The organism is Streptomyces sp. SCSIO 30461 (assembly GCF_037023745.1).
In the GTDB taxonomy this organism is placed as follows: domain Bacteria; phylum Actinomycetota; class Actinomycetes; order Streptomycetales; family Streptomycetaceae; genus Streptomyces.
Map to the genome: position 1 here is coordinate 1,504,713 of NZ_CP146101.1, position 16,951 is coordinate 1,521,663.

18 protein-coding genes are annotated in these 16,951 nt (G+C 71.3%); 10 read left to right on the top strand and 8 right to left on the bottom strand.

The genetic code is table 11. From position 1 onward, the window contains the following. Positions 1 to 32 precede the first annotated feature (32 nt). On the bottom strand, positions 33 to 788 hold the full coding sequence (locus V1460_RS36235; RefSeq protein ID WP_407077414.1) for a hypothetical protein: 756 nt from the start codon (positions 786 to 788) through the stop codon (positions 33 to 35). A 485-nt stretch (positions 789 to 1,273) separates the two neighbouring features. Then, entirely contained in the window at positions 1,274 to 2,239 is a 966-nt protein-coding gene (locus V1460_RS06920; protein ID WP_338672768.1) for a hypothetical protein, read from the bottom strand. Positions 2,240 to 2,380: 141 nt separating this feature from the next. On the opposite strand from V1460_RS06920, the gene dapE reads away from it, so the two are divergent. Then, the gene (gene dapE, locus V1460_RS06925; protein WP_338672769.1) at positions 2,381 to 3,460 is read left to right on the top strand and encodes a succinyl-diaminopimelate desuccinylase; all 1,080 of its coding nucleotides are present in this window, start codon (positions 2,381 to 2,383) and stop codon (positions 3,458 to 3,460) included. Positions 3,461 to 3,581: 121 nt separating this feature from the next. Continuing rightward, a complete protein-coding gene (locus V1460_RS06930; RefSeq protein WP_338672770.1) occupies positions 3,582 to 4,364 on the top strand; it encodes a TIGR00730 family Rossman fold protein in 783 nt (260 codons plus the stop codon). Positions 4,365 to 4,431: 67 nt separating this feature from the next. Here the strand turns inward: V1460_RS06930 and folP are convergent, their stop codons facing one another. Continuing rightward, entirely contained in the window at positions 4,432 to 5,304 is an 873-nt protein-coding gene (gene folP / locus V1460_RS06935; protein ID WP_338672772.1) for a dihydropteroate synthase, read from the bottom strand. 113 nt (positions 5,305 to 5,417) lie between these two features. Between folP and V1460_RS06940 the strand changes: the two genes are divergently transcribed. Both V1460_RS06940 and V1460_RS06945 read left to right on the top strand, forming a co-directional pair. Next, a complete protein-coding gene (locus V1460_RS06940) occupies positions 5,418 to 5,900 on the top strand; it encodes a DivIVA domain-containing protein (RefSeq protein ID WP_338672774.1) in 483 nt (160 codons plus the stop codon). After that, a complete protein-coding gene (locus V1460_RS06945; protein ID WP_338672776.1) occupies positions 5,897 to 6,481 on the top strand; it encodes a DNA-3-methyladenine glycosylase I in 585 nt (194 codons plus the stop codon). Before V1460_RS06940 ends, V1460_RS06945 begins: the two co-directional genes overlap by 4 nt. 95 nt (positions 6,482 to 6,576) lie before the next feature. Here V1460_RS06945 and V1460_RS06950 read toward each other — a convergent pair whose 3' ends face one another. Beyond that, positions 6,577 to 6,744, bottom strand: a complete 168-nt coding sequence (locus tag V1460_RS06950) for a DUF3117 domain-containing protein (RefSeq protein ID WP_003966491.1) — start codon at positions 6,742 to 6,744, stop codon at positions 6,577 to 6,579. Positions 6,745 to 7,092: 348 nt separating this feature from the next. Here V1460_RS06950 and V1460_RS06955 point away from each other — a divergent pair, with 348 nt between their 5' ends. Further along, positions 7,093 to 7,893 (top strand): enoyl-CoA hydratase-related protein, encoded by an 801-nt coding sequence (locus V1460_RS06955; protein ID WP_338672777.1) that lies wholly within the window; start codon positions 7,093 to 7,095, stop codon positions 7,891 to 7,893. A gap of 156 nt (positions 7,894 to 8,049) precedes the next feature. Here V1460_RS06955 and V1460_RS06960 read toward each other — a convergent pair whose 3' ends face one another. Then, positions 8,050 to 8,715 carry a class I SAM-dependent methyltransferase gene (locus tag V1460_RS06960; RefSeq protein ID WP_338672779.1) on the bottom strand — a complete coding sequence of 222 codons (666 nt, stop codon included), beginning with the start codon at positions 8,713 to 8,715 and terminating at the stop codon, positions 8,050 to 8,052. A gap of 161 nt (positions 8,716 to 8,876) precedes the next feature. On the opposite strand from V1460_RS06960, the gene sigE reads away from it, so the two are divergent. From sigE to V1460_RS06985, 5 genes are all read left to right on the top strand, one after another. Then, entirely contained in the window at positions 8,877 to 9,659 is a 783-nt protein-coding gene (gene sigE / locus V1460_RS06965; RefSeq protein WP_338672781.1) for an RNA polymerase sigma factor SigE, read from the top strand. Next, positions 9,656 to 10,456: a zf-HC2 domain-containing protein gene (locus V1460_RS06970; protein WP_338672783.1), complete on the top strand. Its 801-nt coding sequence runs from the start codon at positions 9,656 to 9,658 to the stop codon at positions 10,454 to 10,456. Before sigE ends, V1460_RS06970 begins: the two co-directional genes overlap by 4 nt. A 130-nt stretch (positions 10,457 to 10,586) precedes the next feature. Next, positions 10,587 to 12,341: a trypsin-like peptidase domain-containing protein gene (locus V1460_RS06975; protein WP_338672785.1), complete on the top strand. Its 1,755-nt coding sequence runs from the start codon at positions 10,587 to 10,589 to the stop codon at positions 12,339 to 12,341. A 108-nt stretch (positions 12,342 to 12,449) separates the two neighbouring features. Continuing rightward, entirely contained in the window at positions 12,450 to 12,884 is a 435-nt protein-coding gene (locus tag V1460_RS06980) for a sec-independent translocase (RefSeq protein ID WP_338672786.1), read from the top strand. A gap of 151 nt (positions 12,885 to 13,035) precedes the next feature. Then, positions 13,036 to 13,701, top strand: coding sequence for a hypothetical protein (locus tag V1460_RS06985; protein WP_407077415.1), 666 nt, complete (start codon positions 13,036 to 13,038; stop codon positions 13,699 to 13,701). A gap of 118 nt (positions 13,702 to 13,819) precedes the next feature. Here V1460_RS06985 and V1460_RS06990 read toward each other — a convergent pair whose 3' ends face one another. Genes V1460_RS06990 through V1460_RS07000 form a run of 3 tightly spaced genes read right to left on the bottom strand, consistent with a single transcriptional unit; the run spans position 13,820 to position 16,857 of the window. Beyond that, positions 13,820 to 14,953 (bottom strand): Mrp/NBP35 family ATP-binding protein, encoded by a 1,134-nt coding sequence (locus V1460_RS06990; protein ID WP_338672788.1) that lies wholly within the window; start codon positions 14,951 to 14,953, stop codon positions 13,820 to 13,822. A 43-nt stretch (positions 14,954 to 14,996) separates the two neighbouring features. Then, on the bottom strand, positions 14,997 to 15,596 hold the full coding sequence (locus V1460_RS06995; RefSeq protein ID WP_338672789.1) for a DUF1003 domain-containing protein: 600 nt from the start codon (positions 15,594 to 15,596) through the stop codon (positions 14,997 to 14,999). Then, on the bottom strand, positions 15,589 to 16,857 hold the full coding sequence (locus V1460_RS07000) for a magnesium transporter MgtE N-terminal domain-containing protein (RefSeq protein WP_338672790.1): 1,269 nt from the start codon (positions 16,855 to 16,857) through the stop codon (positions 15,589 to 15,591). Before V1460_RS07000 ends, V1460_RS06995 begins: the two co-directional genes overlap by 8 nt. Between the last annotated feature and the right edge of the window lie 94 nt (positions 16,858 to 16,951).

Sequence of the window (16,951 nt, forward strand, 5' to 3'; positions counted from 1 at the left end):
TTCCCTATGGACGCCGACGCCGGGGCCTGCTCCTAGCGGGCGGCGGGCAGCGTGTGCGCCGGGAGGGTGTCGACGGGCAGCACGCTCACCGGGGCCGGGGCGGCCGGGAGCTCGGCCCCCGGGAGGGTGTCGACGGGCAGCACGCTCAGAGGAGTGCCGGGGACCGCCGGAGTCGCGGGGAGCTCGGCCTTGGGAAGCAGGGTCGCCGGGAGCGGTGTGGCGGGGACCGCCGGAGTGGCGATCGGCATTGTGGCCGGGACCGGAGCGACCTGCAGCGCCTCGGTGGGGAGCGCGGGGGCCGGGAGGGTGCGGGAGGGGATCGGCGTGGTCGCCATCGGGTCGGCAGGGAGCGCGTCGGCGGGCAGCGTGGTGCCTGCAGCCGGCACCCCGGCGGGCAGTGCCTCGGCCGTGGGCAGGCCCCGTGAGACCGTCGCGGACCCGGTCTCCCCCATCAGGGAGGTCGCGGAGTCGACGGCCTGCCCGGCCGTCTCCTGGGCGGCGGGGGCGCCGGTGCGGGCGGTCTGGGTGAAGGTGCTGTTCGCGACCGGGAGTGCCGTGCCGACCAGCTTCCCGCCGGCCTCCTGCGCCGTCGTGGCGGCCTTCTGCGCCGTACCGTCCGTGGCGTCGCCGACCGCGACGCCGTCGAGCTGGGTCAGCCCGCCGCCCAGGTCATGGGCGGGCGTGAGGTCCACGGCGCTCGCGGAGCCGGCCGCACCGACCACGGGAGCTGCACCGGCTGCGACGAGCAGCGCGGCACGGGCGATCCGACGGGTCAGGGGGAGGGACATGGTGCTCCTTCGACGAGAACGTTTCGGTGTTGCCTATTGGGCGATCGGACGCCATGACAACCGCTCGTGGGGCAGGGATGGTTGCGGTACGCCAAGGTAAAGAGTCGGTAATGCATCGCATAATCAGCCGGGGACAAAAACGGGCGAACAATGCCTGTCCAGACAGTCTGCTGAACCGTCACTTCCCCTTTGGCGCAAGGGAAGTGACGTGTTGCGTCGAACGTCGTCGAATGAGTCCGGGGAATATCGCCCGATGTATCGGCGGTGACCCCTTCCGGGTGATGTCCCGGACATATGCCCGACCCCGGATAGGGGACTGTCTGGCCTATCGAGGCGGCCTGCAGGCGGTGCCCATGGAGCCGATGGGCCCTGCCCGCGCCGACCGGCCACCCGGCCATCCGCAACCCCCCGGTCATCCGCCGTCAGGGCGGAACGGCGGACCGAGCCGGACGCCAGGGCCGCGGGGGCGCAGCACCGAACGTGCCCTACTGATCGACCCGGATCCCGACCTCGCCGGTACCGTCCACGCCCCGCCCCACCTGCTGCCAGCCCTCGTACGCCTCGTCCGCGTTCCAGACGCGGCCCCCGTACGAGACCTGGGTGATGCGCAGCAGATCCGCCTGCGCCACCGCCCAGTGCGCCAGTTCCCAGCCGCGCCGCGCCTTCGCCGCGGCCCGGGAGCCGCCGCCCGGCGCGACGGTCACCGGCACCCGCAGCTCGGCCCCTGCGCCGGCGGTGTGCCGGGCACCCGCGCGGCCCGCACCGGTGACCGCGGGCAGCACGCCCTCGCCGAAGGTCCGAACCAGCTCGGTGCGCACCTTCGCGGGGTCACCGGCTCCCGGCTGGCGTCCCGTGGTGCAGGTCAGCGCCGCCGGGGCTCGTCCGGTGAGTGCCGCCGCGAGCAGCGTGGCCCCCGGCTCGTGCTTGGCGTACGCCCGCGGATAGCCGCTGCGCTGGACCCGCTGTGCCGCCTCGGTCAGCGGGAGTCGTGAATAGCCCGGCACATCGGCCAGGTGCTCGTAGAACTTCCCGGCGGAGTACACCGGGTCGAGGATCTGCCGGGTGGTGCCCCAGCCCATGGACGGCCGCTGCTGGAACAGCCCGAGCGAGTCCCGGTCCCCGTAGCTGATGTTGAGCAGCATCGACTCCTGCATCGCCGTCGCCAGGGCGATGGTCACCGCGCGCTCCGGCATTCCCCGGACGGTGCCCACGGCGGAGATCGTGGCGGCGTTGGCCGCCATCTCCGGGGTCAGCTCGAACGAGGCATCCGGATCCGTCCCGGAGTCGGGTCCGCCGGCGGCACGCACGACGCACCCCGGTGTGCCCGTCTCCCAGCTCTCGTACCGCACGAACACGTACGCGACGAGTGCCAGCAGTACGGAGAGCCCGGCGATGGCGCGCAGCAGACGGCCGAACCGGGAGGCGGAGGCGTTCGAGACGGTCTCGGTCACGCGCCAAAGGTACCGGTCCCGACGGCCGGCTCCGCAGGGACCGTTCTCGCGTGCGGGGGCAGCCCGAAACGCGCCCCGACCGTCCGGCTCCTCCGACCGCCCGAGGGCCGGGGCGAGCGGGACAGCCCTTAGGGTCGGGGCATGCCCGAAACCGCGCTTGACCTCACCCTGGACGCCCCGGCACTCACCGCGCGCCTCGTCGACTTCCCGTCGGTCAGCGGAAACGAGGAGCCACTCGCCGACGCGATCGAGGAGGCCCTGCGCGCGCTGCCGCACCTCACCGTCGACCGGCACGGCAACAACGTCGTGGCCCGCACCATGCTGGGTCGTGCCGAGCGGGTCGTACTCGCCGGGCACATCGACACCGTGCCGATCGCGGACAACGTCCCCTCGCGGCTGGACGAGAACGGCGTGCTGTGGGGCTGCGGTACCTCCGACATGAAGTCGGGCGTGGCCTTGCAACTGAGGATCGCGGCGACCGTCCCCGCCCCCAACCGCGACCTCACCTTCGTGTTCTACGACAACGAGGAGGTCGCCGCACACCTCAACGGACTCGGGCACGTGGCCGAGGCTCACCCCGACTGGCTCGAAGGTGACTTCGCCGTGCTGCTGGAGCCGTCCGACGCCCAGGTCGAGGGCGGCTGCCAGGGAACCCTGCGGGTCCATCTGCGGCTGACCGGGGAGCGCGCGCACTCTGCGCGCGCCTGGATGGGCTCCAACGCGATCCACGCCGCAGGGCCCGTACTGGCCAGGCTCGCCGCGTACGAGCCGCGCCGTCCGGTGATCGACGGGCTCGAATACCGAGAGGGCCTCAATGCCGTGGGCATCGAGGGCGGTGTCGCCACCAACGTCATCCCCGACGCGTGCACCGTGGTGGTCAACTACCGCTACGCCCCCGACCGCACGATGGCGGAGGCGGAAGCCCATGTCCGCGAGGTGTTCGCGGACTGCGGGGTCGCCGAATTCATCGTGGACGACCACACGGGAGGCGCGCTGCCGGGGCTCTCCCATCCGGCCGCCGCCGCGTTCATGACGGCCGTGGGTGGCACGGCCCAGCCCAAGTTCGGCTGGACGGACGTCTCACGGTTCAGCGCCCTGGGCGTCCCCGCCGTGAACTACGGACCCGGGGACGCGCTGCTCGCCCACAAGCGGGACGAGCATGTGGCCGTGGCCAGGATCACGCACTGCGAGGAGCGCCTGCGGAACTGGCTCACGGTCTGATCCGCTCGTCCCGCTGCCGCGGATCTCCCTGTCCGACCCATGGAATTCAGCTCCAGTCGACCTTCGTGGACCTACCCTGACCAGGAATGAGCATGCGAGCATGCAGCGGAGGGAGCAGGTCATGAGCAACCCCGAGGAAGCAGGGCGACCGGAGGAGCAGCGGACGGGGCCGGTGCTGCGCCGAAGGGAGCAGATCCAGCCCGGCACCACGGACCAGCGGCTGCTGGATACCGAGGGTGACTCCGAGTGGGTGCACACCGATCCCTGGCGGGTCATGCGCATCCAGTCGGAGTTCGTGGAGGGGTTCGGTGCCCTCGCAGAGCTCCCCAGCGCCATCAGCGTCTTCGGCTCCGCTCGGACCACCCCCGGCAGCCCCGAGTACGAGGCAGGCATCCGGATCGGCACGGCGCTCGCCGACGCGGGCTTCGCCGTGATCACCGGCGGCGGACCGGGGTCCATGGAGGCCGCCAACAAGGGGGCAGGGAACGCCAAGGGGATCTCCGTCGGGCTCGGTATCGAGCTGCCCTTCGAGCAGGGGCTCAACCCGCATGTCGACATCGGCGTGAACTTCCGCTACTTCTTCGTCCGCAAGACGATGTTCGTGAAGTACGCGCAGGGCTTCGTCGTCCTGCCCGGCGGTCTCGGCACTCTGGACGAGCTCTTCGAGGCCCTCACCCTCGTCCAGACCGGCAAGGTGACCCGCTTCCCGATCGTGCTCTTCGGCACGGCCTACTGGAGCGGTCTGGTCGAATGGCTGCGGGACACCGTGGTCGCGCAGGGCAAGGCATCCGAGAACGATCTGCTGCTCTTCCACGTCACGGACGACGTGGAAGAGGCGGTCGCGCTGGTCACCAAGGAGGCGGGCACGCCCGTCGCGGTACCGTTCGAGGGGTACGAGGCCTGACGGCCGCCGTGCCGACGCGGGTACGGGCCCGGCGGTCGCGGCCCGTACCCGTGTGGCACCCTCCCGCTCAGGCCAGGCCGCGGCGAGCGACGGCCGGGGGGCGGTGCCCGGCGATGCAGGCGACCATGTCCAGCACCTGGCGGGTCTCCGCCACCTCGTGGACGCGGTACACCTGAGCGCCGAGCCAGGCCGATACGGCCGTGGTCGCGAGCGTGCCGATCAGCCGCTCCTTGACCGGGCGGTCGAGGGTCTCGCCGACGAAGTCCTTGTTGGACAGCGACACCAGCACCGGTCGGCCCGTCTCGACCATCTCGCCCAGACGCCGCGTCGCCTCCAGGGAATGCCGGGTGTTCTTGCCGAAGTCATGCCCCGGGTCGATGAGGATGGCATCCCTCCGCACTCCGAGCCGCTCGGCACGTTCGGCGAGACGGTTGGTCACCCGCAGGACGTCCGCCATCACGTCCTCGTACTCGACCCGGTGCGGGCGGGTCCGCGGCTCCGCACCTCCGGCGTGGGTGCACACCAGGCCCACGTCGTAGCGTGCGGCCACCTCGGCCAGCTTCGGGTCCACCCCGCCCCAGGCGTCGTTGAGCAGGTCCGCGCCCGCCTCGCAGACGGCGGCCCCCACATCGTGCCGCCAGGTGTCCACGCTGATCACCACATCGGGGAAGCGGCGGCGGACCTCGGCGACGAAGCCCACCGTACGGCGGGCCTCCTCCTCGGCCGACACCTCTTCGCCGGGGCCGGCCTTCACTCCTCCGATGTCGACGATGGCGGCGCCCTCCGCCACGGCCTGCTCCACACGGGTGAGCGCCGGCTCGTCACGGAACGTGGCGCCCTGGTCGTAGAAGGAGTCCGGTGTCCGGTTCACGATCGCCATGACCACCGGTTCACGCGGATCGAACTCGCGTCGGCCCAGCCGCAGATTTCCGCCGCGCATCCCCTGTTTCCTCCTCGTTCCCTCCCCGCCTGCCGTCGCCTGCGACCTTAGCCGTCGGTCGCGCATGGCACGATCGGCAGCAGACGGTTTCCTGCTCAGGGGAGAGGCGCGCTGTGTTCTGGTTCTTGCTGATCGCGATGGTCGTGGTCGTCGCCGCGGTCACGCTCGCGGTGGTCGGCGGCGGGGGGAGCGAGATCCTTCCGGACGCGGCCCCCGAGCAGCTCGTGGACCCGTTGCCGGTGGCCCGTCCCGTGGGGCGCGCCGACATCGAGGCGCTGCGGCTGCCGCTCGCGCCGCGGGGCTACCGGATGGCCGATGTGGACGACGTGCTTGACAGGCTGGGCGCCGAGATCGCCGAGCGGGACGCCCGGATCCTGCAGTTGGAGTCGGCGCTGGCCGAGCCGAGGCAGTCGGGCGGCGGCATGTCCGACAAGCGTCCGGAGCCCGGGCCGGGCGAGCAGGGCGGCGGCGTGAGCGGCGGCATGTTCGACGAGGAGCCTGAGCCGGGCGGGCGGTCGGAGCCCGAGCCGGGAGAGCGGCAGGGCGACCTGTTCGACAAGCGTCCGGAGCCCGGGCCGGACGAGGAACAGCGATGACGGGCGGCGGCGCGATCACGGGCCCCGACGGTCGGCTGCGCTGCCCCTGGGGTGTGTCGACCCCGGACTACGTCGCCTATCACGACGAGGAATGGGGCCGCCCGGTCCACGGGGACGACGCCCTGTTCGAGCGGCTCTCCCTGGAGGCGTTCCAGTCCGGCCTTTCCTGGATCACCATCCTGCGCCGCAGGGAGACCTTCCGGAAGGCCTTCGACGGCTTCCGTGTCGCCGCGGTCGCCGGCTTCACCGAAGCCGACCAGGAACGCCTGCTCTCGGACCCCGGCATCATCCGCAACCGCGCGAAGGTCGAAGCGACGCTCGCGAACGCACGCGTGCTGGCGGAGTGGAGCCCCGGTGAGCTGGACACGCTGGTCTGGTCGTACGCCCCCGACCCCGCGGCCCGGCCCGTGCCGCGCACGACGGCGGACGTGCCCGCCGTCACGGACGAGTCCAAGGCCCTCTCCAGGGACCTCAAGAAGCGCGGCCTGCGGTTCATCGGCCCCACCACGGCGTACGCCCTGATGCAGGCGTGCGGACTGGTCGACGACCATCTGGCGGACTGCGTCGCCCGCCGTGCCTGACGCGGCACCTGTCGTGTGCGGGCATGACGATGCCCCGGCGCGGTCGTACCGTGCCGGGGCATCGCGAGAACAGAAAGATGTGGGCGCCTTCTGCGTCAGCCGACGACCTTCTTGAGGGCGTCACCAAGGGCGTCAGCCTCGTCCGGTGTCAGCTCGACGACGAGCCGACCGCCGCCTTCGAGCGGAACGCGCATGACGATGCCCCGCCCCTCCTTGGTCACCTCGAGCGGGCCATCACCCGTCCGCGGCTTCATGGCCGCCATGCTCGTTCCCCTTCCTGAAACCAGCTCATCGTCAGCCGACGGCCCCTGGGTGGGCACACGTCACCGGCATCGAACACATTGCTTCCTGGCCATTATCCCGCATGGCGGGACCCGATGACCAACATCGGTCTGCATCGCTTGCGCAACGCGCTTTCGCAAAACCACCCAATTCGGGGATCCGCCTGCGATACTTCGCCATCGCGTTCTCGCCGGGGGGTGCGTTTTCCGGGTGTGCCCTTTGAGCCAGGTCACATACCGGTGCGTATGTCCGGCCCAGGCGATCTCCGCCATGCTGGGGCCGACACGATCACCGCGATCGACACGAGCACGCCGCGAAGGGGACACCACATGGCCGACACCGTGCTGTACGAGGTCAACGACGGACTCGCCACCATCACGATCAACCGGCCCGAGGCCATGAACGCGATGAACGTCGAGGCCAAGGAGGCGCTCCGGGACAGCCTGCGCGCCGCCGCCGCGGACACCGCCGTCCGGGCGGTCCTGCTGACCGCCACCGGCAAGGCGTTCTGTGTGGGCCAGGACCTCAAGGAGCACGTCACCCTCCTGATGTCCGACAAGCAGCAGGGCACCCGGCACACCATGATTACGGTGCGCGACCACTACAACCCCATCGTGCGGGCACTCACCGAGATGCGTAAGCCGGTGGTCGCCGGGGTGAACGGCGTCGCGGCCGGGGCCGGATTCGGGTTCGCGCTGGCCGCCGACTACCGGGTGGTCGCCGACTCGGCGAAGTTCACCACCGCTTTCGCGGGGGTCGCGCTGACCGCCGACTCCGGGGTCTCCTGGACACTGCCCCGTCTGATCGGCGCGAGCCGAGCCGCCGACCTGTTGTTCTTCCCGCGTTCGATCTCGGCGCAGGAGGCGTACGACCTGGGCATCGCGAACCGGGTCGTCCCCGCCGACCGGCTTGCCGCCGAGGCGGAGTCGGTCGCCCGGGACCTGGCGGACGGCCCGACGGTCGCCTATGCGGCGATCAAGGAATCGCTGGCGTTCGGCTCGTCGCACTCGCTGGCCGATTCGCTGGAGAAGGAGGACGAACTCCAGAGCCTGGCAGGCGCCTCCGAGGACCACGGCATCGCGGTCCAGGCGTTCCTCGACAAGGAGAAGCCCCGGTACCTGGGCCGCTGATCCGCATCCGGGGCTTCGCCGCTCGTACGATCCGCCCGACGCCGCAGCACGGCGTCGGGCGGGCGCGCGGAATCAGGACCCGCCTCGATTCCGGGTGACGACCCGGGGAGGGGGCGAGGGGGTGCGTTCACGCCGCGAAGTCCCGCCGCGCGAGACTCAGCCGCGCCGCACGGCGCACAGCAGCCCGTCTCCCACCGGCAGCAGCGACGGCAGGAGCACCTCGCTCTCCCGGACCGCCCGCAACAGCTCCCGCATCCGCAGCACATCGACCGGCTGTGCCGCCGCGTCCACCGTGCGGCCATCCGCGAAGGCCCCTTCGAAGCACACAAGACCCCCAGGTCGCAGCAGGCGCAACGATTCAGCGAGGTAGTCCAGCAGCTCCAGCCGGTCGCCGTCGCAGAAGACGAGGTCGTACCCGCCGTCGGCGAGCCTGGGCAGCACTTCCAGCGCGCGTCCGGGGATGAACCGCGCCCGGTTGCCGGCGAAGCCCGCGGCGCGGAACGCCTCCCGGGCGAACTGCTGGAGCTCCGGTACCGGATCCACGGTGGTCAGCACGCCGTCGGGGCGCATGCCCCGGAGGAGGTAGATCCCGGACACTCCCGTGCCCGTCCCGATCTCCGCCACCGCCTTGGCGTCGGCCGCCGCCGCCAGCAGTCGCAGAGCGGCGCCGGTGCCTGGAGACACCGAGGGCAGCGCCGCGTCCCGGGCCCGATCACGGGCCCAGCGCAATGCTTCGTCCTCGGCGACGAAGGCGTCGGCGAACGCCCAGCTCGTCTGCCGGTTGGCGGTAATGGCCCTCTCCTGTTCCCGTAGTCGGCGCAACGGTGACTGTATCCGCTGCGCCCGGGAACCCGCAGATGGGATGGGGCGTTGAGAAGAGGCGTAGGCGCGGTCGTGCGGGGGCGCAGGTAATGGGTGGGTGGGTGCCGCCGACCCCAAATTCGCGTAAAGATTCTTATCCGGAGCTAACGGGCGAGGTGGCTATGGTAGGGGCTCCACTGGACACCACCAGAGCCGACAGGGGAGGTGCGGCTGCGCCTGTGGATCGGAAAGGGGTGCTGCGGCGCCTGCTCCGGTCGGCGGGTGAGCCGAAATCCGTGACCGACACCGCTGACGAAACCCGCTCCAGCCAGGCCGACCCCGTATCCACCGCGACCTTCGCACCGGCTGCGGAATCGACCGTGTGGACCCCTCCCACCTGGGAGGACATCGTCAGTACGCACAGCGGCCGGGTCTACCGCCTCGCCTACCGTCTGACCGGAAACCAGCACGACGCGGAAGACCTCACCCAGGAAGTCTTCGTCCGGGTCTTCCGTTCCCTGGCCACCTATACGCCGGGGACCTTCGAGGGCTGGCTGCACCGCATCACCACGAACCTGTTCCTGGACATGGTCCGCCGCAAGCAGCGGATCCGTTTCGACGCGCTCGGTGACGACGCGGCGGAGCGGCTGCCCAGCCGGGAGCCGTCGCCGCAACAGGTCTTCCACGACACCCACTTCGACGCGGACGTGCAGCAGGCGCTGGACACCCTCGCCCCCGAGTTCCGCGCCGCCGTGGTGCTCTGCGACATCGAGGGGCTCTCCTACGAGGAGATCGCCGCGACGCTCGGCGTCAAGCTCGGCACCGTCCGCAGCCGTATCCACCGAGGGCGCTCGCATCTGCGCAAGGCGCTGCAGCACCGCTCCCCGGAGGCGCGCGCCGAGCAGCGTGACCCGGCCGGTTTCGCGGCAGCGGTGACAGGGGCGGGGGAGGGCGGTGCGCAGTGAGCGGCATCGGTCCTTCCCCCGCGGAGCAGCACTTGGGGGACCGGCTCGCGGCCCTGATCGACGGCGAGCTGAAACACGACACACGTGACCGGGTTCTCGCGCACCTGGCGACCTGTCCCAAGTGCAAGGCGGAGGCCGACGCGCAGCGCCGGCTGAAGAGTGTGTTCGCGGCGACCGCTCCTCCGCCGCCGTCTGAAGGGTTCCTCGCACGCTTGCAGGGCTTGCCCGGCGGGCCGCCCGCCGGGCGGCCCGCCGATGACGACCTGTCGCGAGGCCCCTTCGGCGGAGGGCGTCTTCCCGACGGTGTCTTCGGTATGAGGCCGGAAGGCTTCCCCGACCCCGGGTTCCGGATCCATGAGGTGGGGCGGCAGGAGGCCGAGCGCTCGGTGTGGCGCGGTCGCAGGCTGGCGCTGACGGCGGCGAGCGCGGTGTCGTTCGCCGCGATCGCCCTGAGCGGGACGCTGCCGATGGGCGCCCCGGGCGATGGCGCGGCTCGCGGGGACGGACGGGGCAACAACGTCACTCCGCAGCGGAGCGCGAACCCCAACCCGGTGTCGGGCGCCGACGCGCGGCGCCGCGGTGTCGGGGCCCAGCAGGCGGCCGGTACCGGCGGCACCGCCTCGTTGTCTCCGGTGCGGCCCCTGACCCAGCCGTTCGTGCCGTCGGACCTGTTCTCCCCGACGCCACCAGCGCTGATACGCCCCATGGACTCCGCCTACCGGCTGGCGGATGCCGCGGAGTCGGCGCCTGCCGCCGACCCGCACCCCACGCGGCTCGTCGCGCGCGACGCGCGCTGACGCCCGGAAGCCGGGTGATCCGCCCGGCTTCCCGGTTGCCCGCACTGTGTGACGCCATGCGCAAACCTGGTTGAATCCAGGTTGGGGTGCCCCCGGGCGGGGCGCATGGACGAGCTGTTGCGGGGAGCGCATGGAGCACGGGAAGCAGACGGGGCCGAAGCCGAAGTGGTGGAGCCGCCCCGGTGGAGCCGCCCCGGAGCCCGGTCTCACGGATACGGTCCCGGCCCCTGCCGCCCGTCCCGTGGATGATCGGTCCGAGTACACCCTGGCGGCGCCCGAGCCCGCGCCGATGGCCACCCAGCCGCCCACGGTGCCGTCCCTCACGGCGCCTCCGCCGGAGCCCGCTCCCGGCGTACCCGCGCCGACGGTGCCGGGCCCCAGGACGGACCAGCCCGTGTTCGAGGCCGCCCAGCCCCAGGCGGGCGCCCCCGCTCCCGATGCCCCGGCGCCCACCATTCCGGCCCAGGCGACCGGTGGGCAGCCGCCGCAGGACCTCGACGAGAGCCACACGCCGCCCTACGGAGGCACCGGACCATGGGCTTCTGCCCCGCCGGTCCAGCACCCGCTCGGCACTCCCGCGCACGGCACCGCCGTACCCGCGCAGCCTCCGGCTCCGGCCGGCTACGGCCCACCCGCGCCGACCGCACCCGCCCCGGCACCCCTCGCACCTACCGCGGCGCCGCCCCAGCCGCAGCAGTGGGCGCAGTACGACCCGTGGAGCACTCCCGGCACGGCCACCCTGAGCCAGACCGGTGAGCCGCCGAAGAAGAAGCGCAGGGGCTCCGCCGTCGCGATCCTCCTGGCCTTCGGGCTGGTCACCGGGGTCGCCGGAGGAGCCGTCGGCGCCTATCTGGAGCGCAACGGAGGCAGCCTCACCACACTGGAACTGCCCCAGGCCGCCGCCGACAACTCAGGACGGGCGCCCGGCAGCGTCGCGGGCATCGCGGCCAGCGCCCTCCCCGGTGTCGTCACCCTGCATGTGACCGGGAGCAGCGAGTCCGGCACCGGCACCGGCTTCGTGCTCGACAAGCAGGGGCATATCCTCACCAACAACCATGTGGTCGCCCCGGCCGGCGGCTCCGGCGAGATCAGCGTCACCTTCAGTGGCGGCGAGACGGCCGAGGCCAAGCTGGTCGGCAAGGACAGCGGGTACGACCTGGCGGTCGTGAAGGTCAGCGGAGTGTCCGGGCTCAAGCCGCTGCCCCTCGGAAACTCCGACAGCGTCCGGGTCGGCGACCCGGTCGTGGCCATCGGCGCTCCCTTCGACCTGCAGAACACCGTCACGGCCGGAATCATCAGCGCCAAGGAGCGCCCCATCACCGCGGGCGGTGAGAAGGGCGACGGCAGCGACGTCAGCTATGTCGACGCGCTCCAGACCGACGCCCCCATCAACCCGGGCAACTCCGGCGGCCCGCTCGTGGACGCCAAGGCCCGGGTGATCGGTATCAACAGTGCCATCAGGGCGGCGGGCAGTGGCACCGATTCCGAGAGGGACGGGGGCCAGGCAGGTTCCATCGGGCTCGGTTTCGCCATCCCGATCAACCAGGGCAAGCGGGTCGCCGAAGAGCTGATCAACACGGGCAAGGCCACCCATCCCGTGATCGGTGTCAGCCTCGACATGCAGTACACCGGCGACGGAGCCCGGGTCAGCGAGAAGAGCCGGGACGGCTCGTCCTCGATCACCCCCGGCGGCCCGGCCGCCAAGGCCGGCATCCGCCCAGGAGACGTCATCACCAAGGTGGACGGCCAGCGGGTGCACAACGGCGAGGAGCTCATCGTGAAGATCCGCGCCCATAGGCCCGGCGACAAGCTGAAACTCACCGTGACGCGCGGCGGCAAGGAGCAGGCCAGGACTCTGACCCTTGGTTCATCCAGCGGTACGTAACGGACACCCCGGAGGTACCGCCCCGACGGATTCGCCGGGTACCGTGGACCAGGTCGCCGAATGCGCGGTCGGGCGGGACACGGAGAACACGAACACAAGGAGCAGCAGGTGTTCAATGACATAGGCGCACTCGAGCTGGTCACGCTCGTGGTGCTCGCCGTGCTCGTCTTCGGCCCGGACAAGCTGCCGAAGGTCGTCCAGGACGTCTCGCGCTTCATTCGCAAGGTCCGGGAGTTCTCCGACAACGCCAAGCACGACATCCGCCGGGAACTCGGACCGGAATTCAAGGATTTCGAGTTCGACGACCTCAACCCGAAGGCGTTCATCCGCAAGCAGCTGGAGAACGACGACCTCCGGGAGATCCGCAGCAGCTTCGATTTCCGGCAGGACCTGAACGACGTCGCCGACGCGGTGAACGGCAAGGAGCCCAGCGCTCCGGCTCAGGCCGTCATGAACGGTTCGCCGGGCACCGGCGACCTGCTCAGGAAGCGGGAGACGGTCGAGAAGGGCGAGCGCCCGCCGTTCGACGCGGACGCCACCTGAGCCGCTGTCCCAGACGCCACCCGAGTCACGCCCGTGCCATCAATCCCGGCGAGCCGGTGCCGGATGGCTATCCTCCATCTGTCCGGGAAACGAGGACGCCCGAGGGGGGCGGGCCACTCCGGACCCTGGTGAACGAGAGGCGGCCGAACAGATGGAGACGACGAGTCGGCTAGGGGCGGCGCAGAGCGCGCCCATGGCATCCACCGCTGAGGAGGTGCCCGCGGCCCGGCGTACGGTCGACGGATATCTGCGCGCGCCCTTCCCCTGGTACGGACTGGACGAGGCATTCAGCGGGCCGCGCTGGCTGATGCAGGTCGGCGCCGCGGCCGACGGCACTGTGCAGCACGGATCCGTGGGTCACGGCGACGAGCCGACGATAAAGTCCGACGCCACGACCGCCGAGAAGGAACGCTTCGCTGTGGTCGTGTCGGTCGCCGCGAGCCCGGTACGCCGCACCGGCGACGGCACCGGAGTCCTGGACGCCACCACGGTGTCTTCCGCGGCGTGGCTGGCCGGTTCCGGGCTGCTGGCCTACACCTGGCCTGGGCAGCTCGACCACGGCCTGCGCGATGACTGGCTGAGGCAGCAGACCGAGACCGCCTTCGAGCTGGCGGACGACCTGGCGGGACCGGCCTGGTCGGAGCTCTCACTGCCCGTGGACGGGGTTCCCATGCCCTTCCACTACCGCGAGTCGGAGTTCGGCTGGGTGCTGGCCGGCTCGTCCGAGAACGGCGTGCACATCGGCGCGTACGGGCGCGGGATGAGCGCGTACGGACTCGGCTTCTCGATGGTGCGGGACCTCGGCACGTATCGGTAGGGCCGCCGCGGCGCGGACATACGCCGAGGGGCACCGTTCGCGATGAACGGTGCCCCTCGGCATGTGCGGCGGTTCGCTTGGCCCGCGGTCGCCTCGATTCGGCCCGCGCCCGCCCGGTTCAGAACTTGTTGCGCGGGGTGATGCCCAGCGACATGCCGGACAGGCCGCGCTGACGGCCGCCGAGCTTCCCGGCGATGGCCCGCAGCGCCGCACCGGCCGGGGACTCGGGGTCGGTGAGCACCACCGGCTTGCCCTCGTCGGCGCCCTCGCGCAGCCGGACGTCGATCGGGATCTGACCCAGCACCGGCACCGTCGCACCGGTCGTCTTCGTCAGCCCGTCGGCGACCAGCTGGCCCCCGCCCGTACCGAAGACGTCGACCATTTCGTCGCAGTGCGGGCAGGGCAGGCCCGACATGTTCTCGACCACACCGACGATCTTCTGATGCGTCTGCACGGCGATGGAACCGGCCCGCTCGGCGACCTCGGCGGCGGCCTGCTGCGGGGTGGTGACGACCAGGATCTCGGCGTTCGGAACCAGCTGGGCCACGGAGATCGCGATGTCGCCGGTGCCCGGGGGCAGGTCGAGCAGCAGCACGTCGAGGTCGCCCCAGTACACGTCGGCCAGGAACTGCTGGAGCGCGCGGTGCAGCATCGGGCCGCGCCAGACCACCGGCGCGTTTCCGGGGGTGAACATGCCGATCGAGATGACCTTCACACCGTTCGCCGACGGCGGCATGATCATGTTCTCGACCTGGGTGGGACGGCCGTCGGCGCCCAGCATCCGGGGCACGCTGTGGCCGTAGATGTCGGCGTCCACCACACCGACCTTCAGCCCGTCGGCTGCCATGGCCGCGGCGAGGTTCACGGTCACGGACGACTTGCCCACACCGCCCTTACCGGATGCCACCGCGTAGACCCGGGTCAGCGAGCCGGGCTTGGCGAACGGCACCTCGCGCTCGGCGGTCGTGCCGCGCAGCGTGGCCGCGAGCTCGCGGCGCTGCTCGTCGCTCATCACGTCCAGGGAGACATCGACGCGGGTGACGCCCTCGACGGCCGTGACGGCGTCCGTGACACGCTGGGTGATCGTCTCGCGCATCGGGCAACCGGAGACGGTCAGGTAGACCGTGACGGCCACCGCGCCGTCGTCCCCGATCCCGACCGATTTGACCATGCCGAGGTCGGTGATCGGCTTGTTGATCTCGGGGTCGTTCACCGTCGCCAGTGCTTCGAGCACCGCGTCTTCCGTAACCATACGGACGATGGTACGGCGCCGGGTACCGGCCGGGGGACGCTCCTCAGCGGTCGCCTTCGTCACGTGCCCGAGGCGCGTCCGGCGGGAATACCCCGGGCCGGTCCGCCAGCTCCCGCAGCAGGTCCTCGAACTCGGACCGGATCCAGTCGCGGGTGGCCACCTCGCCGAGCCCCATCCGCAGCGCCGCGATCTCCCTGGTCAGATACTCGGTGTCGGCGATCGACCGCTCGTTCTGTGCCCGGTCCTGCTCCAGATTGACCCGGTCGCGGTCGTCCTGGCGGTTCTGCGCCAGCAGGATCAGCGGGGCCGCGTACGAGGCCTGGAGCGACAGCATGAGGGTCAGGAAGATGAACGGGTACTCGTCGAAGCGCAGCTCGTCCGGCGCGAAGATGTTCCACAGGACCCAGACGATGATCGTGAGGGTCATCCAGACGATGAACCGGCCGGTCCCCAGGAAGCGGGCGATCTTCTCGGACAGCCGCCCGAAGGCCTCGGGGTCGTATTCGGGGAGCATCCTGGGGCGGGGGGCCCGCGGGACGTCCAGCCGGGTCCGTGGCCGCTGCCCACCCGACTGCCGTTCCCGATCACGTTCCCGGTCTCTGTCCCTGCCGTCGCCGCGCTCGCTGAGCCCGTATTCACTCATCGGCGGACCCTGTCCCCTCGAACTCGGCCTCGCGCCAGTCCTCCGGCAGCAGATGGTCGAGCACGTCATCCACCGTCACCGCTCCCAGCAGCGAACCGCTCTCGTCCACGACCGGCGCAGCGACCATGTTGTAAGTGGCCAGATAGCTGGTGATCGCGGCCAGACCCGTCCCAGGGGAGAGCGGCGGCAGATCGGTCTCGACGATCGAGCTGACCAGGGTGAACGGCGGGTCCCGCAGCAGCCGCTGGAAGTGCACCGTGCCCAGGTACTTTCCGGTGGGGGTTTCGTCGGGCGGACGGCAGACGTAGACCTGGGCGGCCAGCGCGGGCGAGAGGTCCTGCTGGCGCACTCGCGCCAGGGCGTCCGCCACCGTCGCGTCAGGACGCAGCACGATCGGCTCGGGCGTCATCAGCCCGCCCGCGGTGCGCTCCTCGTAGGACAGCAGCCGGCGGACATCGGCGGCGTCGTCCGGCCGCATCAGCATCAGCAGCCGCTCCTTGTCCTCCTCCGGTAGCTCCGAGAGCAGGTCGGCGGCGTCATCCGGGTCCATCGCCTCGAGCACGTCGGCGGCCCGCTCCTCCTTCAGCTTCCCGATGATCTCCACCTGCTCGTCCTCGGGCAGCTCCTCCAGGACGTCGGCCAGCCGGTCGTCGTCGAGCGCCGCCGCGACCTCCGCGCGCCGCTTGGGCGTCAGATGGTGCAGGGCGTTGGCGACGTCGGCCGGCCGCAGCAGCTCGAAGGTGGCGACCAGGCTCTCGGCGCCCTGAGCGTCCTCGTCCAGGGAGAAGCCGGTGACCGCGGACCACTCGACGGTCAGCGTCTCGCCCTTGCGGCGCAGGGCCCCGCCCTTCCCCTTGCGCACGAAGACCTTGTCGATCTCCCAGTCACGGCGGGCCGGCAACTGCAGGATGGCCACGTCGAGCACCGTGACCTGCTCGCCCGAGCCGGTGAGGCTGACCCTGCGGTCGAGCAACTCGCCGAGCACCAGGCGCTCGGTCGGCCGCTGCTCGAAACGCCGCATGTTGACCACACCGGTGGTGATGACCTGGCCCGACTCGACACCGGTGACCCGGGTCATGGGCAGGAAGATCCGGCGGCGCCCGTGCACTTCCACGACAAGCCCGAGCAGCCGCGGCGGGCGCTGGCCGACCCGGAGCATGGCCACGAGGTCGCGTACCCGGCCGACCTGATCCCCGTTGGGGTCGAAGACCGGCACGCCCGCGAGGTGTGAGACGAAGATCCGCGAAGCGCCAGCCGCCATGCTCTGCGCCTCCTCACACATGCTCCGGTACGTCGCTTTGTGGTGGCTTCGGACTGGTTCAGGCTAGCCCGCACCGGTCGTCACCGCTCCTGTG

Excerpts from the sequence above, each read along its gene's own strand:
- V1460_RS06945 (WP_338672776.1), top strand. The coding sequence starts at position 5,897 with ATGACGGGCGGCGGCGCGATCACGGGCCCCGACGGTCGGCTGCGCTGC.
- V1460_RS06950 (WP_003966491.1), bottom strand. The coding sequence starts at position 6,744 with ATGGCGGCCATGAAGCCGCGGACGGGTGATGGCCCGCTCGAGGTGACC.
- sigE (WP_338672781.1), top strand. The coding sequence starts at position 8,877 with ATGGTAGGGGCTCCACTGGACACCACCAGAGCCGACAGGGGAGGTGCG.
- V1460_RS06995 (WP_338672789.1), bottom strand. The coding sequence starts at position 15,596 with ATGAGTGAATACGGGCTCAGCGAGCGCGGCGACGGCAGGGACAGAGAC.
- V1460_RS06985 (WP_407077415.1), top strand. The coding sequence starts at position 13,036 with ATGGAGACGACGAGTCGGCTAGGGGCGGCGCAGAGCGCGCCCATGGCA.
- V1460_RS07000 (WP_338672790.1), bottom strand. The coding sequence starts at position 16,857 with ATGGCGGCTGGCGCTTCGCGGATCTTCGTCTCACACCTCGCGGGCGTG.
- dapE (WP_338672769.1), top strand. The coding sequence starts at position 2,381 with ATGCCCGAAACCGCGCTTGACCTCACCCTGGACGCCCCGGCACTCACC.
- folP (WP_338672772.1), bottom strand. The coding sequence starts at position 5,304 with ATGCGCGGCGGAAATCTGCGGCTGGGCCGACGCGAGTTCGATCCGCGT.
- V1460_RS06975 (WP_338672785.1), top strand. The coding sequence starts at position 10,587 with ATGGAGCACGGGAAGCAGACGGGGCCGAAGCCGAAGTGGTGGAGCCGC.
- V1460_RS06990 (WP_338672788.1), bottom strand. The coding sequence starts at position 14,953 with ATGGTTACGGAAGACGCGGTGCTCGAAGCACTGGCGACGGTGAACGAC.
- V1460_RS06955 (WP_338672777.1), top strand. The coding sequence starts at position 7,093 with ATGGCCGACACCGTGCTGTACGAGGTCAACGACGGACTCGCCACCATC.
- V1460_RS06930 (WP_338672770.1), top strand. The coding sequence starts at position 3,582 with ATGAGCAACCCCGAGGAAGCAGGGCGACCGGAGGAGCAGCGGACGGGG.
- V1460_RS36235 (WP_407077414.1), bottom strand. The coding sequence starts at position 788 with ATGTCCCTCCCCCTGACCCGTCGGATCGCCCGTGCCGCGCTGCTCGTC.